Source organism: Trinickia terrae (assembly GCF_005144415.1).
GTDB lineage: Bacteria > Pseudomonadota > Gammaproteobacteria > Burkholderiales > Burkholderiaceae > Trinickia_A > Trinickia_A terrae.
In genome coordinates this window covers 313459-336764 of the sequence record NZ_SWJE01000015.1, presented here as the reverse complement: position 1 = coordinate 336764, position 23306 = coordinate 313459, and the positions used below count along the sequence as shown (strand labels likewise).

Below are 23306 nucleotides of genomic sequence, written 5' to 3'. Positions count from 1 at the left end.
CCCGGCGTGCCCGTCCCTGTCTTAGAAGCGCCCCGCATCACCGGTTAAACTCGACGGGTTGCGCGAGAAACGCGCTCCCATCCTTCGTCAGTCCCTGGCTCTAGCATGCTGCATACGGTAGTTCTCGGCTGGTTCGGCGTCTCCGCCGTCTGGTTCCTCCCTCTTTTCTGGCGACTGGCGAAGTCCGCGCTGCCGGGCGGCAGCGGGCTGCGCGGCCCCGGCACGATTCGCCTGTGGCTCGGCTTCGTGTGCGTGCTGATCGCGAGCTGCACGCTCGAGGCGACGCTCGCGCCGAGCGTGACCGACGGGCTCGGCCACGCGCTCGCCGCGGGCTTTGGCCGTCTGTTCGGCCGTATCGGCACGCCGCTCCTGATGCTCGCGCTGCTGTTCGTGAGCATGCCGTGGCTCATCGGCTTTCGCTGGAGCGGCGTCGCGCGCTGGGCCAACGCCGCCTTCGGGCTCGGTCTGCCGCTCGGCGGAGAATCGAAGCGCGAAAAGCGCGATGCCGAGCCGCGCGGCCGGCGCGCCGCCGAGACGCCGGGCGCGTCTGTCGCGAGCGTGAATCCGATGGCCCCGAAGCAGACGGGCCGCTACGCGCGCCCGACGGTCTGGCGCCCCCCCGCCGTCTCGCGCGGCGTGGGTGGTGGGGCTGCGGCAAGCGCGGCGCAAGCGGAAGCGGTTGGAAACGAGCCAACCGGCAAGCCGTCGTCCTGGATACCGGTCGAACCCGTCGCGCCTGCCGACTGGCTGCGCGATGCCGCCGCGCCGGCGCCGGGCGCAGCGGCAACCGCTCGCGGCGGCGCCGATGCACTGATCGGCAGCCGCGCGGCGGCAACGAGTGCGCCGCGCGCGCCCGGCAATGCGCCCGTCACGCGAACTGCCCCGGGCACGCCCGCGGCATCGAAAACCGCCGGCGCGCCCCGGCGCTACGCCCCGCCGCGTTCGACAGGCGCGGCTCGCCCGGCGCCCGCGACGCCGCGCACGCCGCCCCGCCCCTATCCCGCCGGCACGCAAAACCAACTGGGCGACCCGAAGGCGGCGCCGTCCGCGCCGCCTGCCAGCGTGCAAGAGACGCTGCGCACGATCGAGGAAAACGCCGCGCGCTGGACGACGATAGCGGGTGCAAGCCTCGCTCGTCGCGGCGGTGCGATGGCCGAGACGGCGGACCCGGCGCTTACGCAGCACACAGAGCCCGCCACCACGCCCGAAGCCGAGGCCGCAGTGAAAGAGCCGGCTGCGGACATCCAACCCTCGACGATCGCAGAGACACCAGCGCAATCGGCAATCCAGGCCGATGCTCAGGCAGAATCCTCCCACGAAGCCGAATTGCAACCGCAACCGCAAGCGCAACTCGCGTCCGAAGCGGACCTTCCAGCCGAAGCGCCTGAAGTTGCGCCGCGCGTTGAAGCGGTTGCGCAGGCCGCCGATGCTGTCGAGAGCGAGGCGGCGTTTGCACAACCGGACGAAGCCTCCGTTGAACTGGCGGAACCGGCTGGACCGGCCCTGGCGTCGGCATCGAACAGCGCTCTCGCAGCGGCGCACGACGCGGCAACCGCTGAAGCGGCGCCCGGCCACCAGCCCGCCCAACAGCCGCCGGAGCCGCGATGGGCAACGTCGATCACTTTTGATTCGCTGCTGCGCCCAGGCCTCGCGTCCGCGTCGGCGTCGGCGGCAGCACCGGTATCGCCCGCCTCCGCGCCCGCGATGCCGACGCAACAAGACCCGTCGCCGCCAAACGAAAGCGCCGCCGCTCCGGCCGCGGACGCGGCCTCGCAACCCGCGCCGGCCTCGCCTCCGGTCGCCGAACCCGCCCCTGGGGAACCAGCCGAGCCGCAGCAGCCGCCAACCTCACGCGCTGCCCTGCGCGGGCACGCGCCGACCGAATTCGAATTCCACGCGCCGCGCGCCTCCTCGGTCGAATTGCCGACGCTGGACCTGCTCGAACGCGCCTCCCCCGACATCGAGCCGATCCCCGACGAACGCCTCGCCGAAACCGGCCAACTGATCGAGCAGCGCCTGCAGGAATTCAAGGTGCCGGTGACGGTAGTCGGCGCGTCGGCAGGCCCCGTCATCACGCGCTTCGAAGTCGAGCCGGCGCTCGGCGTGCGCGGCAGCCAGATCGTCGGCCTCATGAAGGACCTCTCGCGCGGGCTCGGCCTCACGTCGATTCGCGTCGTCGAAACGATCCCCGGCAAGACCTGCATGGGTCTCGAATTACCGAATGCCAAGCGGCAGATGATCCGGCTCTCGGAGATCCTCGAATCGAGCGCCTATCAGAACTCCGCCTCGCAGCTCACGCTCGTGATGGGCAAGGACATCATCGGCCATCCGATCGTCACCGATCTCGCGAAGGCGCCGCACATGCTGGTCGCCGGCACGACCGGCTCGGGCAAGTCGGTCGCGATCAACGCGATGATCGTGTCGCTGCTCTACAAGGCGACGCCCGAGGACGTGCGCCTCATCATGATCGACCCGAAGATGCTCGAGCTCTCGGTCTACGAAGGCATCCCGCACCTGCTCGCGCCGGTCGTCACCGACATGAAGCTCGCCGCGAACGCGCTCAACTGGTGCGTCGGCGAGATGGAGAAGCGCTACAAGCTGATGTCGGCCGTCGGCGTGCGCAATCTCGCGAGCTTCAACCAGAAGGTGCGCGACGCCGAGCGCGCGGAGAAAAAGCTGACGAATCCGTTCTCGCTCACGCCCGAGGCGCCTGAGCCGCTGTCGACGCTGCCGCTCATCGTCGTCGTGATCGACGAGCTCGCCGACCTGATGATGGTCGCCGGCAAGAAGATCGAGGAGTTGATCGCGCGGCTCGCGCAGAAGGCGCGCGCGGCTGGCATCCATCTGATCCTGGCGACACAGCGTCCCTCCGTCGACGTGATCACGGGCCTCATCAAGGCCAACATTCCGACGCGGGTGGCCTTCCAAGTGTCGTCGAAGATCGACTCGCGCACGATCCTCGACCAGATGGGCGCCGAGTCGCTGCTCGGCCAGGGCGACATGCTGTTCCTGCCGCCCGGCACCGGCTACCCGCAGCGCGTGCATGGCGCGTTCGTCGCGGACGAGGAAGTGCATCGGATCGTCGAGTACCTGAAGCAGTTCGGCGAGCCGCAATATGAGGAAGGCATCCTCGACGGCCCGGCGAGCGAAGGCGCCGCCCAGGACCTGTTCGGCGATGCGCCCGATCCGGAGGCCGACCCGCTCTACGACGAAGCCGTGGCGTTCGTCGTGCGCACGCGGCGCGCGTCGATCTCGGCGGTGCAGCGTCAGTTGCGCATCGGCTACAACCGCGCGGCGCGGCTCGTCGAACAGATGGAGGCGGCGGGACTGGTGTCGTCGATGGGCATCAACGGCAGCCGGGAAGTGCTGGCGCCGGGGCCGGCGGAATAAGCGGAACGGGGAGGAACGGCAGTGCGGGGGTATGGCAAACGCGAGGCCCCAGCATGATCGCGGGGCATGGGACCGGAGTAAGCGCCAAAGCGCTAACTCCGGTCGATACCGCAGGTAGGCTTACTGACCCTCTTCCTTCACGGTCAGCGCGTTCTTGACCGAGCTCACGCCCGCAACGCCCTGAGCGACCTGGGTCGCCTTGTCGATCTGCGACTGGTCGGGAACGGTGCCTTCCAGCGTGACCGCGCCGCTCTTCGCACGCACCACGATGCCAGCAGCCGACACGCCCTTAGCCTTGGCCAGCGCCTTGCGCACCGTCTTGCTCAATGCGCGGTCAGCCTGCTTACCCGACGGCTGTGCAGCCGACATGGCCGGCGCCGAAGCCATACCCGTGTCGCTCGCCTGAGCAAACGCGCTCACGGAAAACGCTACGATCAACGCACCACCTGCAAGCTTGATTGCCTTGATAGCCTTCATTCATATTCTCCTTTTTTCGTAATCGGCGACGCTTCCCGAGGGAGGCCGCCCAGAAACCACAAGGGACCGCTGGACGAACTTGCCTGCTCTTACTGGTTGCAACAATTCTTCAAAGGTTGCGGTGTCGGAGTCTATACCGCTTTCGCCAAACTCGTGTTGTAAAGTGCCACAACACTCCCCCGCGGAAAATGCGCACTCCGTACTTTCCCTGTGTTCACGCCATATACCCCTCTGCCTTTCCGCACACGGCAATGCGTACCGGGAGACGGTCTAGGCCAGGCGATTTTGATTCTAGGTGATTCATCCCCGCCGCCCAAGCCGCGCTTGCCCTGCTGGCAGGGCAAGCGGCACGGGCGGCATATACCACTGGCGCGCATAGCCGCCGATCGGCTCGGGATGATCGTGCGAATCGCGAAACACGAAGGCGAACAGGATGTCCTCGTTGCCGTTTTCGTCGGTCCAGTGCCTGCCGGCGCGGGCGCCCCACGAGTCGGCGTTGAGCGTCGCGCGGCTTTCGCCGCCATCGCCGTCGATATGCAAGCGGCATCCGGTCAGGCAGAGATCTCAAGCGCCCTGGGTCGCGCCGCAGCGAGCGGCTGCGACGCCGGACCACCTGTGACGAACGTCAGCCGTTGACCAATTGGTCGAGGCGCAGCCTGCCCTGCAGCGAAAGACCGCCCACCGCATAATGTCCGTCGTCTTCGAGGCGGTGGCGCTTGAAGCATGCGCGCTCCACGAGGAACGCCGCAGCGGTTTCGAGGCCGTTGCGCGAGAGGCCTAGCCGGTCGTGCACGAGCGGCAGGAACGTGTCGTCGCCAAGCTCGCTGGCGGCGGAGAGAATCGTGATGCAATCGACTTTCGACGGACTCAGCATGGGGGCTATCCTCGCAAAGGGTGCAATACACGAGCGTGTGAACGGCCGGGGCTGCGACACATGCCGCGCGGGCCTGATTGATTTCGAGATTCGATTGTAGCGACGCCCGCTCGGCCGTGGCAACGAAAGACGTGGTCTTTGTGCGGCTATTTACGTTAGTTGCCGCGATTCCACTTCCTTTGACCATTTAGTTTGACCATTTCTTGCCGCACGCCTGTACGCTTCGGCACTTCTCCGCACTTTTTACCCGCTCCTTGCCTATGCCCGCACTCATTGAGGATTACGCGCTCGTCGGCGACGGCCACACCGCCGCGCTGATCTCCCGTGACGGCTCGGTCGACTGGCTCTGCTGGCCGCGCTTCGACTCCGGCGCGTGCTTCGCCGCGCTGCTCGGCACACCCCAGCACGGCCGCTGGCTGCTCGCGCCGCAGACGCACACCGCACCGAAGATCACGCGCCGCTACCGCGGCGAGACGCTAATCCTCGAAACCGACTACGAAACGGCCGACGGCGCCGTCACCGTCGTCGACTTCATGCCGCCCGGCAACGGCTGGTCGGAGCTCGGGCGCATCGTGATCGGCAAGCGCGGCGCCGTGCGTATGCGGATGGAGCTGGTGCTGCGCTTCGACTATGGCTTCTCGGTGCCGTGGGTGAGCCAGCTGTCGAAAGACAACGGCATCAAGGCGATCGTCGGACCCGACACCGTCGTGCTGCGCACGCCCGTGGAATTGCGCGGCGAGAACATGTGCACGGTCGCCGAGTTCACCGTGTCCGAGGGCGAGCGCGTGCCCTTCACGCTCGCCTACGCACCCTCGCATTTGCGCCTGCCGCCCGCACGCGATCCGCACACGTCGCTCGCCCGCACCGAGAACCATTGGCGCGACTGGTCCTCGCGCTGCGTGGTGACGGGCCGCTACGCCGAGCCGATCCGCCGCTCGCTGATTACGCTGAAGGCGCTTGCCTATGAGCCCACGGGCGGCATCGTCGCGGCGCCGACCACCTCGCTGCCCGAGCACTTGGGCGGCACGCGCAATTGGGACTACCGCTACTGCTGGCTGCGCGACGCGACGATCACGCTGCTCGCGCTGATGCGCGGCGGCTACTACGACGAGGCGCGCGCCTGGCGCGCGTGGCTCGGCCGCGTGATGGCGGGCTCGCCGTCGCAGGTGCAGATCATGTATGGGTTGGCCGGCGAGCGGCGCCTGCCCGAATCGGAGATCGACTGGCTTCCCGGCTACCAAGGCGCGAAGCCGGTGCGCATCGGCAACAACGCCGTCGGCCAGCTCCAGCTCGACGTGTATGGCGAAGTGATGAATGCGCTGCATCTTGCGCGTGTCGGCGGCTTGCAGACCGACGAGACCGTGTGGTCGGTGCAGTGCGCGATGCTCGACCATCTCGAGACCATCTGGGAGCAGCCCGACGAGGGCATCTGGGAGGTGCGCGGCGGGCGCCAGCACTTCACGTTCTCGAAGGTCATGGCGTGGGTGGCGTTCGACCGCGCGATCCGCTCGGCGGAGAAGTTCGGCTTGCCGGCGCCCCTCGAGCGCTGGCGCGCGCTGCGCGAGCGGATTCACGCCGACGTCTGCGCCAGGGCCTGGAACCCGAAGCTGAACGCATTCGCCCAGGCGTACGGCAGCGACAATCTCGATGCGTCCACCTTGCTGATGCCGCTGCTCGGTTTCCTGCCGCCAGCCGATCCGCGCATCGGCGGCACGGTCGCCGCAATCGAGCAGAACCTGATGCGCGAAGGCCTCGTCCTGCGCTACCACACGGGCGACGTCGACGACGGCCTGCCGCCCGGCGAAGGCACCTTCCTCGCCTGCAGCTTCTGGCTGGTCGACAACCTCGCGCTGCAAGGACGTCTTGCCGATGCCCACGCGCTCTTCGAACGCTTGTTGTCGCTCGCCAACGACGTCGGGCTTTTATCCGAGGAATACGACCCGGCCACGCAGCGGCTCGTCGGCAACTTCCCGCAAGCGTTCTCGCACGTGGCGCTCGTGCACACGGGCTTGAACCTGATGCGCCACGAGCAGGAGATGACGCGCGCGACCGGCCACCCGGCGCAGGACGGCGCGCGGGATGCGTCCGCGGCGGAAGGCCGCGGCTAGGCGCCCCGCTCGGCCGGCCGGCAAGACTGGCTCGATTGATGCAGAACAAGGGGGCCGGAGTGGTATTTCCGCCGGTTTCTGCCGCGCCGCAAGGAAACTGTAAACGTGCCTCTCGGCAAGAACAGAGGGTTCTTAAGTACGGGAAAATCCTTCCGGAAATCTCGAAATTGCTGCATTGCACAACCAGGTTTTTCCCTATATCATCGACTCGTTTGACCGGCCTGAAACAATCAGCTAACACGGTACGCCGCGACGCCACGCGCCGCCCCACGTGAACCGTTCCCACACGCGGGAGCTTCCCACCATGCTTTACCAGTTTCACGAATTCCAACGCGCGTTGCTGAGCCCGATGACCGCCTGGGCTCAGGCTGCGTCGAAGTCGTTTGCCAATCCGGCGAGTCCGCTTGCCTACGTGCCCGGCGCCACGCGCCTGTCGGCCGCCTACGAACTGCTGTACCGGCTCGGCAAGGATTACGAAAAGCCCGAATTCAACATTCATCAGATCGTCAAGGACGGGCACAACATCCCGATCGTCGAGCAGACGATCATCGAAAAGCCGTTTTGCCGCCTGCTGCGCTTCAAGCGCTTCGCCGACGACAGCGGCGCCGTTTCGCAGCTCAAGGACGAGCCCGTCGTGCTCGTCTGCGCCCCGCTGTCGGGCCACCACTCCACGCTGCTGCGCGATACCGTCACCACGCTGCTGCAGGACCACAAGGTCTACATCACCGACTGGATCGATGCGCGCATGGTGCCGCTCGAGAACGGCGACTTCCATCTCAACGACTACGTCGCCTACATCCAGGAATTCATCCGCCATATCGGCGCGAAGAACCTGCATGTGATCTCGGTGTGCCAGCCGACGGTGCCGGTGCTCGCGGCAATCTCGCTCCTGGCGAGCCGCGGCGAAGATACCCCGCGCACGATGACGATGATGGGCGGCCCGATCGACGCACGCCGCAGCCCGACGTCGGTCAACTCGCTCGCCGTCCAGCACTCGTACGAGTGGTTCGAAAACAACGTGATCCATATCGTGCCGGCGAATTATCCGGGCGTCGGCCGCCACGTCTACCCGGGCTTCCTGCAGCACACGGGCTTCGTCGCGATGAATCCGGAACGGCACGCCGCGTCGCACTGGGACTTCTATCAAAGCCTGCTGCGCGGCGATGAAGAGGATGCCGAAGCACACCGCCGCTTCTACGACGAATACAACGCCGTGCTCGACATGGCCGCCGAGTACTACCTCGACACCATCCGCATCGTGTTCCAGGAGTTCCGGCTCGCGGAAGGCACGTGGGTGATCGAAGGCGAACCGGTGCGCCCGCAGGACATCAAGAAGACGGCGCTCTTCACGATCGAAGGCGAGCTCGACGACATCTCCGGCAGCGGCCAGACGCGCGCCGCCCACGATCTGTGCACGGGCATTCCCGCCAAGAACAAGCGCCACTTCACGGCCGAGAAGTGCGGCCACTACGGGATCTTCTCCGGGCGCCGCTGGCGCACCATCATCTATCCGCAGTTGCGCGACTTCATCCTCGCGCACAACAAGGAGTCGAAGACCGAGCGCGCGGCCGTCGAAGCGTAAGGTCGATGGCGGGCTCCGGCCTGCTGGCTTCTGCAAGGAAGGCCATGAAGGGGGCGCGTCGTTCGCGATGCGCCCTTTGCATTTGCGGTGCCTGCACGCATGCGCGCGCCACCGGCAACCCGTGCATGCGTGAATCAGGTCAAGCCCAAAAGCGAAATTCGACTCGGCAAAGCGGCGCGCCTCAGCGCCGCATCAGGTAGGCCAGCAGCAGCTCGGTGTTCATCTGCACGACCTCGCTGCGCTCGGCGGGCGCGCTGAAGTCGCGTCCCAGCGTCGCCTCGAGCGTGAAACGGTTCGACACGATGTAGTAGCCGAGCCCCGAGAGCACCACGTAGAAGCGCAGCGGGTCGACATTCGCGCGAAAGAGCCCGGCGCGCTGGCCGCGTTCGAGGATGGACGAGAGCGTTGCCACGATTGGCGAGATCATCTCGCGGATGCGCGTCGACTTGTGAATGTAGCGCGCCTCGTGCAGGTTTTCGTTGTTCACGAGCCGCAGCAGATCGGGATGGTCGCGATAGTAGTCCCAAACGAAGTGAGCAAGCCGAGTGATCGCTTCGACCGGCGCGATGCCGTTCAAGTCGAGCGCCCGTTCGGCTTCCGTGAGCGCGCCGAACACGTATTCGAGCACTGCCGTGAAAAGCTGCTCCTTGCTACCGAAGTAGTAATAGAGCATGCGTTCGTTCGTCTCCGCACGGCGGGCGATCTGGTCGACGCGCGCGCCGAACAACCCACCATTTGCAAACTCCTCGGCCGCCGCAAGCAGGATTCGGCGCCGTGTGCCTTCAGGATCTCTTTTGATTTTCGGCTGATTCATGGTGGCATATTGCTTCTTGAACCGCGTTACCGGAAGCGCGCCGCCGGTCCTCCATGCCATGCACCGGCTGTCTCTGACGCTCGCGCCGTGATTGGGGGACTCCCTCCTGCGGTCATGCGAAAAAGCGCTTCGATTATGGCACATGGATTGTCAATGGCAATCGGGGAAATCGGCGATAATGCAGCCTTTGGCTAATTCTGCGCGGCACGCGCCGAGCCCGGCAGACCAAGGCGCGAGCCGGGCGCCGCCTCCAAGTTGCAAGCGCGTTTGCCGCGCGAGCCGCGAGCAAGACTACAAGAGAGAGCGGCCCGCACCGCCGGCCGCCCCGATGTCCTCACCGTGACCGATCCCCGAACCCTCGCAGACCGCATCGAAGATCTGCTCCCCCAGACGCAATGCACGAAGTGCGGCTATGCGGGCTGCCGCCCCTACGCCGAGGCCATCGCCGCCGGCGAGGCCGGCTACAACCAGTGCCCGCCCGGCGGAGCGGAAGGCTTGGCGCGGCTGGCCGCGCTGCTCGGCAAGCCCGCGGTGGCCCTCAACCCCGCCAACGGCGCCGAACGGCCGAGACCGCTTGCCGTCATCGACGAGCAACTTTGCATCGGCTGTACACTCTGTATGCAGGCATGTCCGGTCGATGCGATCGTCGGGGCCCCGAAGCAAATGCATACGATCGTCGCGGAGCTGTGCACGGGCTGCGACCTGTGCGTCGCGCCCTGCCCCGTCGACTGCATCGCGATGGTGCCGATGACGGGCGCGGCGACCGGCTGGGACGCCTGGACGCAAGCGCAGGCCGACACCGCGCGCGAGCGGCACGACCGCCGCATGGCGCGCCTCGCGCGCGAGCGCGAAGCCGCCGAAGCGCGCGCGGCGGCGCGCCGGGCAGCGAGCCACCCCGCCGCGCCCGAAGGCCCCAGCGCCGCTGCCCCCACTGCATCGACCGCGCCAGCCCCTGACGACGCGCAAGCCAAGAAGCAGGCCATCATCCAAGCCGCCCTCGAACGCGCGCGCAAGAAAAAGGAAGAATTAGCGGCACAGGGCCAGGGGCCGAAGAATGTCGATACGGTCAGCGCCGACGTGCAGGCCCAGATCGACGCGGCCGAAGCGCGCCGCCGCCGGCTCGGCATCGCGCCGGCGGGTGAAGGCGGCGCCAATCCGCCCGCAGCCGCCCCTTCCCACGACGCCACCAAGAAGCCCTGACCCCGACCGCATGAACGCGAACAAACGCCGCGCGATCTACGAGACGCTGCAAAGCCTCAACCCGCATCCGACCACCGAGCTCGAATACGCGACGCCATTCGAATTGCTGATCGCGGTGATGCTGTCGGCGCAGGCCACCGACGTCTCCGTGAACAAGGCGATGCGCCGGATGTTCCCGGTCGCCAACACGCCGCAGAAAGTCTGGGAACTCGGCGAAGCCGGCGTCGCTGATTACATCAAGACAATCGGGCTCTACCGGACCAAGGCGAAGAACGTGGTCGCAACCTGCCGCATCCTGCTCGACCAGCACGGCGGCGAAGTGCCAGCCGATCGCGAGGCGCTGGAGAGCCTGCCGGGGGTCGGCCGCAAGACGGCGAACGTCGTGCTCAACACGGCATTCGGCCAGCCAACGATCGCCGTCGACACGCACATCTTCCGCGTCGCGAACCGCACAGGCCTCGCGCCCGGCAAGGACGTGCGCGCGGTCGAAGCAGCGCTGGAGAAATTCACGCCCGCCGAATTCCGCCACGACGCGCACCACTGGCTGATTTTGCATGGGCGCTACGTGTGCAAGGCGCGGCGGCCCGAGTGCTGGCATTGCGTGATCGAGCCGCTCTGCGAGTTCAAGCCGAAGACGCCGCCGCCGGAGATGTGAGCCGCGCTGCGCCATCCGCGGCGCGGATTCGCTCGAACGAGCGATTGAGGATGTGCGGCCGCTATTGATTCGCCTCGAGCGCCACCGCCTCCTCGTCGTGCGCGCCGCCGCCGGCTCGCACGAGCCACAGCACCGCCGCGAGGATCGCGGCGCCGCCCGCCCACTGCAGCGGCGTCAAGGCTTCGCCGAGCGTGATCGCGGCGAGCGCGACGGTCACCACCGGCTCGAGCGTCGAGAGCATCGAGGTGCGCGCCGCGCCCAGCCGCTCGAGGCCGGCGAAGAAGCACAGCAGCGCGGCGACGGTCGAAACCAGCGCGATCGCGAGCGCAGCGGCCCAGCCGGCCGAGGTCGCCGGCACATGCGGCGCGGCGCCGCTCGACGCGCGCGCCGCGCACATCACCGCCAGCACGAGCGCGGACGACACGCAGACGATGGCCGACGTCGCGAGCGGATCGACGCTGCGTGTAAAGCGCGCGCCGATCACGATATAGAGCGAATAGATCACCGCAGCGGCCAGCGCGAGCGCGATCCCGAGCGAATCGCCGTGGCCACCGCCGACCATCACCGCCGACCCGCTCACGCACAGCACGAGCGCGGCCACCTTCACCTTGGTCAAGCGTTCCCCGAGCCACCATGCCGCAAGCAGCGTGACGAACGCCGGATAGAGATACAGCAAGAGCGCAACGAGGCTGGCTTCGGCATGCTGAAGCGCCGTGAAGTAGCACAGCGACTGCCCGACATAGCCGATCCCGCCCATGCCGACGATCGGCCAGACCGCCCTGACGCGCGGCCAGACGACGCCGCGCCTCGCCGCGATGAGCGTCAGCACGGCCCCGGCAATCGCGAAGCGCAGGGTAAGCAGGCCGAGCACGTCTGCCCCGCCGGCGTAGGCGTAGCGGCCGAAAATCGCCATTGCTCCGAAGGCAATCGCCGACAGCGCGACGAAAGCGGCGCCGCGCACGATATCGGCGCGGGAATGCGGGCGGGAAGTCATGATTGAACGCAGGTTTCGCAACGGCGCGATTCTAGCCGGGTGCTGCGGCGCTCAACAAGCCAGCTCGCGCGCCAACCCGCCTCCAGCGTCCGAACGCCGCGCAGCGTAAAATGGCGGACTGCCCATGCGGCAGAAGTCCGCACCCAACAAAGACAGCCCCACACGATGTTCAACCCGAGCCGCGACGAAGTCCGACGCTTTTTCATCGACACCTGGCGCAAGCAGCGCGCCGGCGACATTCTCACGCCGCTGGAGGCGATCGCCGCCGACTGGATCGTCGAGCACCCCGAATACCACGACGCCCTGGCGGATACGGAAGGCTCGGCGGCCGCTGCCGACTATTCGCCCGAGCGCGGCCAGACCAATCCGTTCCTGCACCTGTCGATGCACCTCGCGATCAGCGAGCAGCTGTCGATCGACCAGCCGCCCGGCATCCGCGCCGCGCATGAACGGCTGGCGGTGCGACTCGGCTCGACGCACGACGCGCAGCACGCGATCATGGAGTGTCTCGGCGAGACGATCTGGGAAGCCCAGCGCAGCAACACGCCGCCCGACTCGGACGCCTATCTGGCCCGCATCGAGCGGCGTGCGTCACGCGACTGATCCCTTCCGGCATCCCGCACAAAATGAAACACCCCGCTCGAGGCGGGGTGTTTCATTGTTCGACGGCGGCGCCTTACTTCTTCTCGACCAGATCGCCCCTGAGCGATTCGATATAGGCGGCGATGTCCTTCATGTCGCTCTGCGACAGGCTTTGCACCTGCGCCGCCATGATCGCGTTGTTGCGGCCGAAGCGCGGATTGGCCGTGCCCATCTGGTACTGGCGCAGCGCAAAGAAGATATAGTCCGAGTGCTGGCCCGCGAGCTTCGGATACTCCGGGCTCACCGGCTTGTTCAAGTTCACGCCGTGGCACGCCGCGCAGTTGTGCGCTTCGGCGAGCACCTTGCCGTTGTCGGCGTCGGCGGCGAAGGCCGGGTTGAACGCGGCGAGCGCGCCGAGCGCCGCCGCTGCGCTCGCAGCCTTGAACATCGTGCGTACCGTGCGATGGGCCTGGTTAGGCTTGTTCATGAATTCTCCTATCCCGCGAAATGTGATGGCTCAGTGATGGGTCGAATGCGGCTTCGATGGCATGGACGGCTGCCTGGGCAACCGGGCCGCCGTCATCGCATCACTTGTCGGGATTGTCTTTCGAGGTGGGCGTCTGCGCCGCGTAGTAAGCCGCGATATCGGCGATGTCCTGATCCGAGAGCGAGACCGTGATCGCGTGCATCGTTTCGAAGTGGCGATCGCCCTTCTTGTAGGCGTGCAGCGCGTTTTCGAGGTATTGCTGGTTCTGGCCGCCGAGGACCGGCACCCGGTAGACCTCCGGGAACGCCGTGCGATAGCCGGGGATGCCGTGGCAGCCGATGCACATCGCGACCTTGCCTCGGCCCGCCTTCGCGTTGCCAACGACATCGGCCGCCTGCGCGCTCACCGCGAAGCCCGCGAGCGCCACCAGCGCTGCGATCACGACGTGTTTGCCGACGAGTTTGTTCATAGCTCTTGTAACCTAGCTTAAGGGGAATCAGGCGCGCCGCGCCGTTCTACTTATAGGGTTGCCACGCAGGCCAAAAAAATCGGCCCAATTGTACCGCGACGCCGCGCGGTGCGTCCACAAGCCGCAGAGCCGCACCAGCGCCTCGCGGCGGGCCTGCCACCGGGTCCGACACGATACGCCGCCCATAAAAGAGACAACAGGGCTTCTGACTTATACTGGAATTTTTTGAAAGAGCGTCCGACATGCGCTTCGAAGGTTCCTCGCAATACGTCGCCACCGACGACCTCAAGCTCGCGGTCAACGCCGCGATGACGCTCAAGCGGCCGCTCCTCATCAAAGGCGAGCCCGGCACGGGCAAAACCATGCTCGCCGAGGAGGTCGCGGCGGCGCTCGGCATGCCGCTCCTGCAATGGCACATCAAGTCGACGACGAAGGCGCAGCAAGGCCTCTACGAATACGACGCGGTGTCGCGCCTGCGCGATTCGCAGCTCGGCGACGAGCGCGTGAAGGACATCGCCAACTACATCGTCAAGGGCGTGCTCTGGCAGGCGTTCGAATCCGAGCAGCAAACGGTGCTGTTGATCGACGAAATCGACAAGGCCGACATCGAGTTCCCGAACGACCTGCTGCGCGAGCTCGACCGCATGGAGTTCTACGTCTACGAGACACACGAGCTCGTGCGCGCGAAGCACCGGCCGCTCGTCATCATCACGTCGAACAACGAGAAGGAGCTGCCCGACGCCTTCCTGCGCCGATGCTTCTTCCACTACATCACGTTCCCCGATCCGGCGACGATGGAGCAAATCGTCGAGGTCCACTACCCCGGCATCAAGAAAGCGCTGCTCACGTCGGCGCTCACGAGCTTCTTCGAATTGCGCAACGTGTCGGGGCTGAAGAAGAAGCCGTCGACCTCGGAGCTGCTCGACTGGCTCAAGCTGCTGCTCGCCGAGGACATCCCGCCCGAGGCGCTGCGCTCGACCGACCAGAAGCAGATCGTGCCGCCGCTCGCCGGCGCGCTCCTGAAGAACGAGCAGGACGTGGCCCTGTTCGAGCGGCTCATCTTCATGAACCGCCACAACCGCTAGGCGGCGGATAACGCACCGCATCCAAGCGCCACCGCGAAGGAAACCGCATGCTGATCGACTTCTTCTATTCGCTGCGCGCCGCGAAACTGCCGGTCTCGGTCAAGGAGTACCTGACGCTGATTGAAGCGCTCAAGGCGCAGGTGATCGCGCCGTCGCTCGACGAGTTCTACTATCTCTCGCGCATGACGCTCGTGAAGGACGAGCAGTACTTCGACAAGTTCGACCAGGCGTTCGGCGCGTATTTCCGTGGCGTCGAGCACGCCGCGCAGATCGCGTTCGACGTGCCGCTCGACTGGCTCGCGAAGAAGCTCGAACGCGAGTTCACACCCGAAGAGAAAGCGCAGATCGAAGCAATGGGCGGTCTCGACAAGCTGATGGAGCGCCTCAAGCAGCTCTTCGACGAACAGAAGGATCGCCACGAAGGCGGCAGCAAGTGGATCGGCACGGGCGGCACGTCGCCCTTCGGCAACGGCGGCTACAACCCTGAAGGCATCCGCATCGGCGGCGACTCGGCCGGCCACCGCACCGCCGTGAAAGTCTGGGAAGCGCGCGCCTACAAGGATTACGACGACGACGTCGAGATCGGCACGCGCAACATCAAGGTCGCGCTGCGGCGCCTTCGCCGCTTCGCGCGCGAGGGCGCGGCCGAAGAGCTCGATCTCGACGGCACGATCCGCAGCACCGCCGCGAATGCGGGCTGGCTCGACATCAAGATGGTCCCCGAGCGGCACAACAACGTGAAGGTGCTGATGCTGCTCGACGTGGGCGGCTCGATGGACGACCACATCAAGCGCACCGAGGAGCTGTTCTCGGCGGCCAAGGCCGAGTTCAAGCATCTCGAGTTCTACTACTTCCACAACTGCGTCTACGACTTCCTCTGGAAAAACAACCGCCGCCGCCACGCCGAGCGCACGCCGACCTGGGACGTGCTGCACAAGTTCACGCCCGACTACAAGCTGATCTTCGTCGGCGACGCGACCATGAGCCCCTATGAAGTGCTGCAGCCAGGCGGCTCGGTCGAGTACAACAATGCCGAGGCCGGCGCCGTGTGGCTGCGGCGCCTCGCCGACCAGTTCCCGCATCATGCATGGCTCAATCCGGAGCCGGAAGGGCTCTGGGAGTACCGGCAATCGGTGTCGGCGATCCGGCAGCTGCTCGGCGGACGGATGTATCCGATCACGCTCGCCGGGCTCGAAACCGCGATGCGCATGCTGAGCAAGTAGCCTTTCACTTTCAACCACCGCAACGACGATTTCCCTTGGGCGCAACCCTGCCCCGCTTTTGCACTGACCGCATGAATCCGCCTTCGACACCCGATTTCCCTACCTCCCCCGCCCTCCGTCCTTTTGCCGACACCTCGCTGCATGCGATCGTCGCCGGCTTCGTCGCGATGATGACGGGCTACACCAGCTCGCTCGTGCTGATGTTCCAGGCCGGCCGCGCCGCCCATCTCACCGACGCGCAGATTTCATCGTGGATCTGGGCGCTGTCGATCGGCATGGCGCTCACGACGATCGGCCTCTCGCTGCGCTATCGCGCACCCATCGTCATCGCCTGGTCGACGCCCGGCGCGGCGCTGCTCATCTCGTCGCTGCCGCATGCCGCCTATCCGGAGGCGATCGGCGCGTTCATCGTCTGCGCGGTGCTGCTTACCGTCGTCGGCCTGACGGGCTGGTTCGACACGCTGATGAAGAAGATTCCCGCCGGCATCGCCGCCGCGCTGCTCGCAGGCATCCTGTTCGAGATCGGCATCGAGATCTTTCGCGCCGCGCAGTATCAGACGACGCTCGTGCTGATCATGTTCGCCGTCTACCTCGTGGTGAAGCGCGCGGCGCCGCGCTATGCGATCGTGACGACGCTCGTCGCCGGCACGGCCGCCGCAGGCGCGCTCGGCCTGCTCGACTTCAGCCATTTCCACGTCGCGCTCGCCAAGCCCGTCTTCACGATGCCGAGCTTCTCGCTCGCCGCGGCGATCAGCATCGGCATTCCGCTCTTCGTCGTCGCGATGGCCTCGCAGAACGTGCCGGGCATCGCCGTGCTGCGCGCGGACGGCTACACGACGCCGTCCGCGCCGCTGATCGCCACGACCGGCCTCGCCTCGCTCGTGCTCGCGCCGTTCGGCTCGCACGGCATCAATCTTGCGGCAATTACGGCGGCAATCTGCACGGGCCCCGAGGCGCACGAGGACCGCTCGAAACGCTACACGGCCGCGCTCTGGTGCGGCGTCTTCTACCTGATCGCGGGCATTTTCGGCGCGACCATCGCGGCGCTCTTCGCGGCGCTGCCGAAGGCGCTCGTGGTGTCGGTGGCGGCGCTCGCGCTGTTCGGCTCGATCATGGGCGGCCTGACGAACGCGATGCAGGACGTGAAGCAGCGCGAGGCCGCGCTCGTCACCTTCATGGTGACGGCTTCGGGCCTGACGCTGCTGTCGGTCGGCTCGGCGTTCTGGGGGCTCGTCGCGGGCGTGGTCACGCAAATCGTGCTGAACGCGGGGCGCCGGTAGCTCGTCGCCGGCTGCGCGTCGCTCACAAATATGTCAGACCCCTGTCATTCGATCCGCAATAAAATAGCCGGATCGCCTTCATTCTGGACAACCGCGCCAACGCGCCTGGAAGACTTGCCATGACAACCGCTCTCGATCAACTGAAGCAGTACACGACCGTTGTCGCCGATACCGGCGATTTCCAGCAAATCGCCCAATACAAGCCGCAAGACGCGACGACCAACCCGTCGCTGGTCCTGAAGGCAGTCCAGAAGGACGACTACAAGCCGCTGCTCGAAAAAACCGTGCGCGATCACGCGAGCAAACCGGTCGGCCAAATCATCGATCACCTGCTGATCGCGTTCGGCACCGAAATCCTCAAGATCATCCCGGGCCGCGTGTCGACCGAAGTCGACGCGCGCCTTTCGTTCGACGCCCGCGCCTCGGTCGACAAGGCGCACGAGCTCATCAAGCTGTATGAAAAGGCCGGCATCGGCCGCGAGCGTGTGCTGATCAAGCTGGCGTCGACCTGGGAAGGCATCCGCGCGGCCGAAGTGCTGCAGAAGGAAGGCATCAAGTGCAACATGACGCTGCTGTTCTCGCTCGCGCAGGCCGTCGCGTGCGCCGAAGCGGGCGCGCAGCTGATCTCGCCGTTCGTCGGCCGCATCTACGACTGGTACAAGAAGAGCGCCGGCGCCAACTGGGACGAAGTCAAGAACGGCGGAGCGAACGATCCCGGCGTGCAGTCGGTGCACCGCATCTACGCGTACTACAAGAAGTTCGGCTACAAGACCGAAGTGATGGGCGCGAGCTTCCGCACGACGAGCCAGATCGTCGAGCTCGCCGGCTGCGACCTGCTGACGATCAGCCCCGATTTGCTGCAGAAACTGCACGACAGCACGGACACGGTCGAACGCAAGCTGTCGCCGGAGGCTGTGAAGAACGAGGCGATCGAACGCGTCGCCGTCGACGAAGCGTCGTTCCGCTTCCTCGTCAACGACGACGCGATGGCCACCGAGAAGCTCGCCGAAGGTATCCGCGCCTTCGCAGCCGACGCCGTGAAGCTCGAAAAGCTGATCGACGCGCTGCGCTGACGCTTCAGGCCGCCGCGCTCGAAGCCCACGGGCGCGGCGGCCGTTCCGAGAGAAGCAGACAAAGGAGGTAGTGATGCAACAAGTCCAGCCTTATTTGACGTTCTACGGCCGCTGCGAAGAGGCGCTCGCGTTCTATCAGGAGAAGCTCGGCGCGCAAGTGCTGTTCCAGATGCGCTTCGACGAAGCGCCGAAAGACATGCCGCCATGCGCCCCCGAGCACGCAAAGAAGATCATGCACGCGTCATTCCAGATCGGCTCGAGCATCCTGATGGGCAGCGACGGCGACATGTCGAAGCCCGCGTCCTACTCGGGCTTCAGCATCTCGATCACGTCCGACGACGTCGCCGCGGGAGAAAAAGCCTTCAACGGCCTCGCCGACGGCGGCAAGGTCGGCATGCCGTGGCAGCCGACGTTCTGGGCCTTGGGTTTCGGCATGGTCACCGACAAGTTCGGCGTTCCCTGGATGGTGAACGTGGAGAGGCCGCGGGAATAACTGCAGCGACCAGCAACGGTAAGCAGCAATCCCGCCGCGCGGGGCAGGACGCTCAGGCGACCCGCCCCGCGCGGCGCCCTTCCCCGAAGTCCCGGCGAGCCCCGCCGCCCAGGAATTCGAGCAGCGGCCCCTATCGCTCCCTCGGCGCCTGCGAGCGCCGCTCGATGTTCCAGTGCGGCTCGAGCTCCAGCAGCAGCCCCCGCATCTGCTCCACTTGCTCCGCGAATCGCTGGCTGAGCCAGTACGGCCCGTGCAGGTCGGCGCGCAAATCGGCGGGCGGCTCGCACGCGGCATCCCCCGCTTGATGGGCGCACACCGGCGCGAGCAGCCGTACATAGCTGCCGAAGCGCAACGCGCGCGACATCGCGAGCAACCCCGAGCGCACCGCCTTCGCCTCGGCGCCGAAGTGGCGCGCGAATTCGGCGCGCTTGGGTGCGTCAGCGTACACGCTCGAGCCCGTCGCCATGATCTCCAGCGCGCTCAGGAGCGAGCGATGCAAGCGCTGAATCGTGTCGAGCCGGCCGGTCGACACGCCGATCTCCTTAGCCACCGACGGCATCAACGCACGCAGCTTCACGAGCCGCTCGCCGAGCTTCGCGAAGATGGCGACCTGCTCGTCGGCATCGAGCGGTTCGCCCCGCGCGATGCGCGCGTAGGTATGCGCGCACTCGCGCAGGTTGCGCGCGAGCAGATAGCGCCACGAGTAGGTCGCATGCAGCGGCAGCGCGAACGAAAACGCAAGCGCGACCGCAATGCCGATCAGCACGTTCAGCGTGCGCCACAGGCCGACGTCGATCGTGTTGTCGCCATGGCCTGCGACGATGCACATCGTGATCGCCGTCAGGAGCGCGATGTAGGCCGGCCGATCGCGAAAAAACCGCAGATCGCGGCAATCACCGACATCAGCACATAGGTGAGCGGCAGCGAGCCGATGAAGCGCAACTGCACGAGCACGAAGAGGCCGATCGCCGCACCGAGCATCGTGCCGAGCGCGCGCTCGGCCGCCTTCTTGCGGATGTTGCCGTGGTGCTGCAAGCCGCCGATGACGATCAGCACCGTCACCGATGCCCAGATTCCATGCGGGAAGTCGACGCCGGTTGTCAGGAGGATCGAGACGAGCATCGCCAGGCCGACGCGGATGCTGTGAAAAACCTGCGCGTGCTTGAACCGGTAGTAAGGCGACGTAACCGCGCGCCACAAGCGCGCGAAGCGTTTGCGGGCGAAGACGAGACGGTCCGGTTCGATGGAAGCCATGAAGAGCTCGCGTTCGATCGCCTTGAAGCGAGATGCGTCCTGAATTGAGATAACAAAGCAAAGGATATCGCGCGCGCAAGAAAAAAGCCCGCAACGACCGTTGCGGGCTTGCGCTCGTCGGCAAACCGGGCCGGACGCGTTGCGCCGGGATTGACCCGGCACAACACCCGCCCGATTTGCGTTTTAGTTTTCGACGGCGTCGAGATAGTCCTCCGGACGCGTGCGGTCCTCTGCCGCGCTCATTCCGGCCGCGCGCACGGCCAAGCTGACCGCGATCGCGATAACCAGATTGATCGCCAGCGACCACAACGCCGCATAGCCGGGGATCGCGTAGCCGCCGAGGTGGATCGCGTAGATCGAGCTCTTCAGGCCCGTCGACCCAGCCATCCACGTGCCCATGCCGATGCCGGCCGCCCAGCCGAGCAGCAGGCCGCGGTAGTCGAGCTTGCGCGTGTAGAGGCCGAGCACGATCGCGGGCAGCGTCTGGATGATCCAGATCCCGCCGAGCAGCTGCAACTGGATCGCGTAGGTGAGCGGCAGACCGAGAATGAATGCCACCGCACCGACCTTCACAATCAGCGAGACGAGCTTCGCGACGTTGGTCTCCTGCTCGTGCGTCATGTTGCGGTTGACGAACTCCTTGTGGATGTTGCGCGTGTAGAGGTTCGCGGCCGCGATCGACATGATCGCCGCCGGCACCAGCGCGCCGATGCCGATCGCCGCAAACGAGACGCCGACGAACCACGACGGGAAGAAGTGCAGGAACAGCGCGGGCACCGCGAAGTTCGGGCCGAACGCCTTGAAGTACGGCGCAAACTCCGGCATGTCCTTCACGCCCGAGGCAAGCGCCATGTAGCCGAGCAGCGCGAGCAGGCCCAGCACCAGCGAGTACGCCGGCAGCAGCGCCATGTTGCGGCGGATCGTGTTGCTCGAAGCCGACGAAAGGATCGCCGTGACCGAGTGCGGATAGAGGAACAGCGCAAGCGCCGAGCCGACCGCAAGCGTCGCGTAGGCGCTATAGCCGTTCATGCTCGCCGCGTCGGGCGCCTTCAGCAGCAGCTTGGCCGGCGGCACCACGCTGAAGATATGGCCGAAGCCGCCCATCTGCGCGGGGATCACGATGATCGCGACTGCAATCGTGATGTAGATCAGCACGTCCTTGACGACCGCGATCATCGCCGGCGCACGCAGGCCCGACGTGTAGGTGTAGGCGGCGAGAATCGCGAACGCGATGATGAGCGGCAGATCGCCGACGAAGCCCGACGTATCGAACCCGAGGCCGCCGATCACCACTTCGATCCCGACGAGCTGCAGCGCGATGTACGGCATGGTCGCGAGGATGCCCGTCACCGCGACGGCAAGCGCGAGCATGCGGCTGCCGTAGCGGGCGCCGACGAAGTCGGCCGAAGTCACGTAGCCCTGGCGCTTGGCGACGCTCCACAGCTTCGGGAACACGACGAACGCGAACGGATAGATGAGGATCGTATAGGGCAGCGCGAAGAAGCCCATCGCACCCGCGCCGAACACGAGGGCAGGCACGGCGACGAACGTATAGGCGGTGTACAGGTCGCCGCCCAGCAGGAACCACGTGACGACCGTGCCGAAGCGGCGGCCGCCGAGGCCCCACTCCTCCAGATGCGCGAGATCGCCGCGACGCCAGTGCGCGGCGACGAAGCCGAGAATCGTGACGCCGATGAACAGGAGGACGAAGACGAAGGTTGCGGTGGCGTTCATTGCGCACCTCCTTGCGAGCCCTTCGTCGAGCGGGTCTTGGTCTTGAAGTAGACGAGCGCCGTGATGACGGCGCTGATCAGCACCCACAGCAGCTGATACCAATAGAAGAACGGGAATCCCCAGAGCTGCGGGTCGGTCTGGTTGTAGGACGGCACCCAGATCATCGCGATCCAGGGCAGTACCAGTAGCCAGAGCCATCGTTTGGCGGCGCGGTTGGCGTCGGCGTCTTGAGCCATGACGTCTCCTTTGGACTTTATTGAACTTGTGGCCCGTGGTCGCGAATGGCGAGCGCCCGCAATACGGGCAGCCAACGGGCCCCCCGAAAGCTTGGCAAGAGTATAAGAGCCGCATGCAAGCGGTCAAGCGGGGCCAACCCGAGGCAGCATGCGCCTGTCAAGCGGATTTGGCCGGATTTTTTTGCAGCAGGCGCGGCGTGATGCCGCGCCTATTGCCGACCCGGCGGCCCAGCGCTGCCGGCGTCAGATCGCGAAGCGCGCCTGCTTGCCGCCAAGCGATGCCTCGAGCCCCTTGAGCCATTGACGCGCCGGCAAGCCGAGCTTCGCTTCGATCAGCTTCGCGCGCTGCTGCAGCGTCAGGAACGGCACGTCGAGCGCAGGACCCGAGAACGCGAGCGCGACGCGGTTGCCCTCGTGCACTTCGGGCAGCGCGATCACGCGGTTGTCGAAGGCGGTGTTCAGGTGCTTCATGTTGCGCACGAAGCTCGGATGGTCCCCGAACAGGTTGATCGTGACGACGCCCGCATCAGCGAGACACGCACGCACCGCGCGGTAGAACGCGAGGCTGTCGTGCACCGGGCCGCGCGCCGTGGCGTCGTAGAGATCGATCTGGAGCGCGCCGATCGTGCCGTGGTTCGCGCGATCGTTGACGAAGTCCCAGGCGTCGGTCTCGTGGACCGTGAGACGTGCGTCGTCGTGCGGCAGCTCGAACATCGTGCGCGCGGCGACCACGACGGCCGGGTTGAGCTCGACCGCCTCGACTTGCGCGCGCTTCAGGAAGCGGTGCGCGAACTTGGTCAGCGCCGCGGCGCCGAGGCCGAGCTGCACGATGCGCTTCGGCGTTTCGAGGAACAGCAGCCACGCCATCATCTGCTGTGCGTATTCGAGCTCGATGTGGTCGGGCTTCTTGATGCGCATCGCGCCTTGCACCCACTCCGTGCCGAAGTGCAGATAGCGCACGCCGCCTTCTTCGGAGAACGTCACAGGCGCGAAACGCGGCTTGCGCGGCGCTTCGATGAGGGGAGCGTCGTCGAGGTCGGCGCCGTTGGCGAGGCGTTTGCTCTTGCGCGAGATTTTCTGCTTCGACGCGGACTCGCCGTTGCGGCGCGATTTCTGGAAGGCGCGCGCTTCGGCCGAAGCGCGTTTGATCAAATCAGTCATGTGAGGATGTGTTGCCAGAAAGGCTCGGATTTTTGGGCGAACGAGAGGATAGCATTCGCGGGGGCTGTCGCCTGCGTTCGAGACCGCGGCATATTCGAGTAAATGTCAGTTTGGGGCGGCTTGCAGCCAGCCTCG

21 protein-coding genes and 1 pseudogene are annotated in these 23306 nt (G+C 66.2%); 11 read left to right on the top strand and 11 right to left on the bottom strand.

Going from position 1 to position 23306, the window contains the following annotated elements; genetic code table 11:
- The first annotated feature begins 105 nt into the window (after nucleotides 1-105).
- Nucleotides 106-3390 (top strand): FtsK/SpoIIIE family DNA translocase, encoded by a 3285-nt coding sequence (locus tag FAZ69_RS26095; protein WP_136897973.1) that lies wholly within the window; start codon nucleotides 106-108, stop codon nucleotides 3388-3390.
- 120 nt (nucleotides 3391-3510) lie between these two features.
- On the opposite strand, the gene FAZ69_RS26090 is transcribed toward FAZ69_RS26095, so the two are convergent.
- From FAZ69_RS26090 to FAZ69_RS26080, 3 genes are all read right to left on the bottom strand, one after another.
- On the bottom strand, nucleotides 3511-3867 hold the full coding sequence (locus FAZ69_RS26090) for a BON domain-containing protein (RefSeq protein WP_136897972.1): 357 nt from the start codon (nucleotides 3865-3867) through the stop codon (nucleotides 3511-3513).
- 300 nt (nucleotides 3868-4167) lie between these two features.
- The gene (locus FAZ69_RS34070; RefSeq protein ID WP_240702465.1) at nucleotides 4168-4407 is read right to left on the bottom strand and encodes a hypothetical protein; all 240 of its coding nucleotides are present in this window, start codon (nucleotides 4405-4407) and stop codon (nucleotides 4168-4170) included.
- A gap of 85 nt (nucleotides 4408-4492) precedes the next feature.
- Nucleotides 4493-4741: a hypothetical protein gene (locus FAZ69_RS26080; protein ID WP_136897971.1), complete on the bottom strand. Its 249-nt coding sequence runs from the start codon at nucleotides 4739-4741 to the stop codon at nucleotides 4493-4495.
- A 260-nt stretch (nucleotides 4742-5001) separates the two neighbouring features.
- On the opposite strand from FAZ69_RS26080, the gene FAZ69_RS26075 reads away from it, so the two are divergent.
- Nucleotides 5002-6849 (top strand): glycoside hydrolase family 15 protein, encoded by a 1848-nt coding sequence (locus FAZ69_RS26075; protein WP_136897970.1) that lies wholly within the window; start codon nucleotides 5002-5004, stop codon nucleotides 6847-6849.
- Nucleotides 6850-7153: 304 nt separating this feature from the next.
- Entirely contained in the window at nucleotides 7154-8431 is a 1278-nt protein-coding gene (locus FAZ69_RS26070) for a polyhydroxyalkanoate depolymerase (protein ID WP_136897969.1), read from the top strand.
- A gap of 181 nt (nucleotides 8432-8612) precedes the next feature.
- Here FAZ69_RS26070 and FAZ69_RS26065 read toward each other — a convergent pair whose 3' ends face one another.
- Nucleotides 8613-9245, bottom strand: coding sequence for a TetR/AcrR family transcriptional regulator (locus FAZ69_RS26065; RefSeq protein WP_136897968.1), 633 nt, complete (start codon nucleotides 9243-9245; stop codon nucleotides 8613-8615).
- 339 nt (nucleotides 9246-9584) lie between these two features.
- Between FAZ69_RS26065 and rsxB the strand changes: the two genes are divergently transcribed.
- Complete coding sequence (rsxB, locus tag FAZ69_RS26060; RefSeq protein WP_136897967.1) at nucleotides 9585-10445, top strand: electron transport complex subunit RsxB; 861 nt, start codon at nucleotides 9585-9587, stop codon at nucleotides 10443-10445.
- A gap of 10 nt (nucleotides 10446-10455) precedes the next feature.
- The gene (gene nth / locus FAZ69_RS26055) at nucleotides 10456-11100 is read left to right on the top strand and encodes an endonuclease III (protein WP_136897966.1); all 645 of its coding nucleotides are present in this window, start codon (nucleotides 10456-10458) and stop codon (nucleotides 11098-11100) included.
- A 61-nt stretch (nucleotides 11101-11161) separates the two neighbouring features.
- Here the strand turns inward: nth and FAZ69_RS26050 are convergent, their stop codons facing one another.
- Nucleotides 11162-12094 carry a DMT family transporter gene (locus tag FAZ69_RS26050; RefSeq protein WP_136897965.1) on the bottom strand — a complete coding sequence of 311 codons (933 nt, stop codon included), beginning with the start codon at nucleotides 12092-12094 and terminating at the stop codon, nucleotides 11162-11164.
- A 165-nt stretch (nucleotides 12095-12259) separates the two neighbouring features.
- Between FAZ69_RS26050 and FAZ69_RS26045 the strand changes: the two genes are divergently transcribed.
- Nucleotides 12260-12697: a DUF1841 family protein gene (locus FAZ69_RS26045; protein WP_136897964.1), complete on the top strand. Its 438-nt coding sequence runs from the start codon at nucleotides 12260-12262 to the stop codon at nucleotides 12695-12697.
- A 73-nt stretch (nucleotides 12698-12770) separates the two neighbouring features.
- Here FAZ69_RS26045 and FAZ69_RS26040 read toward each other — a convergent pair whose 3' ends face one another.
- Both FAZ69_RS26040 and FAZ69_RS26035 read right to left on the bottom strand, forming a co-directional pair.
- The gene (locus FAZ69_RS26040; RefSeq protein WP_136897963.1) at nucleotides 12771-13163 is read right to left on the bottom strand and encodes a c-type cytochrome; all 393 of its coding nucleotides are present in this window, start codon (nucleotides 13161-13163) and stop codon (nucleotides 12771-12773) included.
- A gap of 100 nt (nucleotides 13164-13263) precedes the next feature.
- Nucleotides 13264-13632: a c-type cytochrome gene (locus FAZ69_RS26035; protein WP_136897962.1), complete on the bottom strand. Its 369-nt coding sequence runs from the start codon at nucleotides 13630-13632 to the stop codon at nucleotides 13264-13266.
- Between the two features lie 242 nt (nucleotides 13633-13874).
- Here FAZ69_RS26035 and FAZ69_RS26030 point away from each other — a divergent pair, with 242 nt between their 5' ends.
- The 5 genes from FAZ69_RS26030 (at nucleotide 13875) to yjdN (ending at nucleotide 18786) form a co-directional block, all read left to right on the top strand.
- Nucleotides 13875-14717: an AAA family ATPase gene (locus tag FAZ69_RS26030; protein ID WP_136897961.1), complete on the top strand. Its 843-nt coding sequence runs from the start codon at nucleotides 13875-13877 to the stop codon at nucleotides 14715-14717.
- Nucleotides 14718-14764: 47 nt separating this feature from the next.
- Nucleotides 14765-15940 carry a vWA domain-containing protein gene (locus FAZ69_RS26025; protein ID WP_136897960.1) on the top strand — a complete coding sequence of 392 codons (1176 nt, stop codon included), beginning with the start codon at nucleotides 14765-14767 and terminating at the stop codon, nucleotides 15938-15940.
- A 71-nt stretch (nucleotides 15941-16011) separates the two neighbouring features.
- A complete protein-coding gene (locus FAZ69_RS26020) occupies nucleotides 16012-17220 on the top strand; it encodes a benzoate/H(+) symporter BenE family transporter (protein WP_136897959.1) in 1209 nt (402 codons plus the stop codon).
- Between the two features lie 119 nt (nucleotides 17221-17339).
- Nucleotides 17340-18293 carry a transaldolase gene (gene tal / locus FAZ69_RS26015; protein ID WP_136897958.1) on the top strand — a complete coding sequence of 318 codons (954 nt, stop codon included), beginning with the start codon at nucleotides 17340-17342 and terminating at the stop codon, nucleotides 18291-18293.
- Between the two features lie 73 nt (nucleotides 18294-18366).
- Nucleotides 18367-18786: a VOC family metalloprotein YjdN gene (gene yjdN / locus FAZ69_RS26010; RefSeq protein ID WP_136897957.1), complete on the top strand. Its 420-nt coding sequence runs from the start codon at nucleotides 18367-18369 to the stop codon at nucleotides 18784-18786.
- A 130-nt stretch (nucleotides 18787-18916) separates the two neighbouring features.
- Here yjdN and FAZ69_RS26005 read toward each other — a convergent pair.
- The 4 genes and pseudogenes from FAZ69_RS26005 to FAZ69_RS25990 form a co-directional block, all read right to left on the bottom strand.
- Nucleotides 18917-20040: pseudogene (locus FAZ69_RS26005) on the bottom strand (FUSC family protein).
- A gap of 183 nt (nucleotides 20041-20223) precedes the next feature.
- Nucleotides 20224-21774: a monocarboxylate uptake permease MctP gene (gene mctP, locus FAZ69_RS26000; protein ID WP_136897956.1), complete on the bottom strand. Its 1551-nt coding sequence runs from the start codon at nucleotides 21772-21774 to the stop codon at nucleotides 20224-20226.
- On the bottom strand, nucleotides 21771-22010 hold the full coding sequence (locus FAZ69_RS25995) for a DUF3311 domain-containing protein (RefSeq protein ID WP_136897955.1): 240 nt from the start codon (nucleotides 22008-22010) through the stop codon (nucleotides 21771-21773). Before FAZ69_RS25995 ends, mctP begins: the two co-directional genes overlap by 4 nt.
- A gap of 243 nt (nucleotides 22011-22253) precedes the next feature.
- Entirely contained in the window at nucleotides 22254-23171 is a 918-nt protein-coding gene (locus FAZ69_RS25990; protein ID WP_136897954.1) for a class I SAM-dependent methyltransferase, read from the bottom strand.
- Nucleotides 23172-23306 lie beyond the last annotated feature (135 nt).

What these genes read in the sequence shown, in the direction of transcription:
- FAZ69_RS26095 (WP_136897973.1), top strand. Translation starts at nt 106, where the DNA reads ATGCTGCATACGGTAGTTCTCGGCTGGTTCGGCGTCTCCGCCGTCTGG.
- FAZ69_RS26090 (WP_136897972.1), bottom strand. Translation starts at nt 3,867, where the DNA reads ATGAAGGCTATCAAGGCAATCAAGCTTGCAGGTGGTGCGTTGATCGTA.
- FAZ69_RS26080 (WP_136897971.1), bottom strand. Translation starts at nt 4,741, where the DNA reads ATGCTGAGTCCGTCGAAAGTCGATTGCATCACGATTCTCTCCGCCGCC.
- FAZ69_RS26075 (WP_136897970.1), top strand. Translation starts at nt 5,002, where the DNA reads ATGCCCGCACTCATTGAGGATTACGCGCTCGTCGGCGACGGCCACACC.
- FAZ69_RS26070 (WP_136897969.1), top strand. Translation starts at nt 7,154, where the DNA reads ATGCTTTACCAGTTTCACGAATTCCAACGCGCGTTGCTGAGCCCGATG.
- FAZ69_RS26065 (WP_136897968.1), bottom strand. Translation starts at nt 9,245, where the DNA reads ATGAATCAGCCGAAAATCAAAAGAGATCCTGAAGGCACACGGCGCCGA.
- nth (WP_136897966.1), top strand. Translation starts at nt 10,456, where the DNA reads ATGAACGCGAACAAACGCCGCGCGATCTACGAGACGCTGCAAAGCCTC.
- FAZ69_RS26050 (WP_136897965.1), bottom strand. Translation starts at nt 12,094, where the DNA reads ATGACTTCCCGCCCGCATTCCCGCGCCGATATCGTGCGCGGCGCCGCT.
- FAZ69_RS26045 (WP_136897964.1), top strand. Translation starts at nt 12,260, where the DNA reads ATGTTCAACCCGAGCCGCGACGAAGTCCGACGCTTTTTCATCGACACC.
- FAZ69_RS26040 (WP_136897963.1), bottom strand. Translation starts at nt 13,163, where the DNA reads ATGAACAAGCCTAACCAGGCCCATCGCACGGTACGCACGATGTTCAAG.
- FAZ69_RS26035 (WP_136897962.1), bottom strand. Translation starts at nt 13,632, where the DNA reads ATGAACAAACTCGTCGGCAAACACGTCGTGATCGCAGCGCTGGTGGCG.
- FAZ69_RS26030 (WP_136897961.1), top strand. Translation starts at nt 13,875, where the DNA reads ATGCGCTTCGAAGGTTCCTCGCAATACGTCGCCACCGACGACCTCAAG.
- FAZ69_RS26025 (WP_136897960.1), top strand. Translation starts at nt 14,765, where the DNA reads ATGCTGATCGACTTCTTCTATTCGCTGCGCGCCGCGAAACTGCCGGTC.
- FAZ69_RS26020 (WP_136897959.1), top strand. Translation starts at nt 16,012, where the DNA reads ATGAATCCGCCTTCGACACCCGATTTCCCTACCTCCCCCGCCCTCCGT.
- tal (WP_136897958.1), top strand. Translation starts at nt 17,340, where the DNA reads ATGACAACCGCTCTCGATCAACTGAAGCAGTACACGACCGTTGTCGCC.
- yjdN (WP_136897957.1), top strand. Translation starts at nt 18,367, where the DNA reads ATGCAACAAGTCCAGCCTTATTTGACGTTCTACGGCCGCTGCGAAGAG.
- mctP (WP_136897956.1), bottom strand. Translation starts at nt 21,774, where the DNA reads ATGAACGCCACCGCAACCTTCGTCTTCGTCCTCCTGTTCATCGGCGTC.
- FAZ69_RS25995 (WP_136897955.1), bottom strand. Translation starts at nt 22,010, where the DNA reads ATGGCTCAAGACGCCGACGCCAACCGCGCCGCCAAACGATGGCTCTGG.
- FAZ69_RS25990 (WP_136897954.1), bottom strand. Translation starts at nt 23,171, where the DNA reads ATGACTGATTTGATCAAACGCGCTTCGGCCGAAGCGCGCGCCTTCCAG.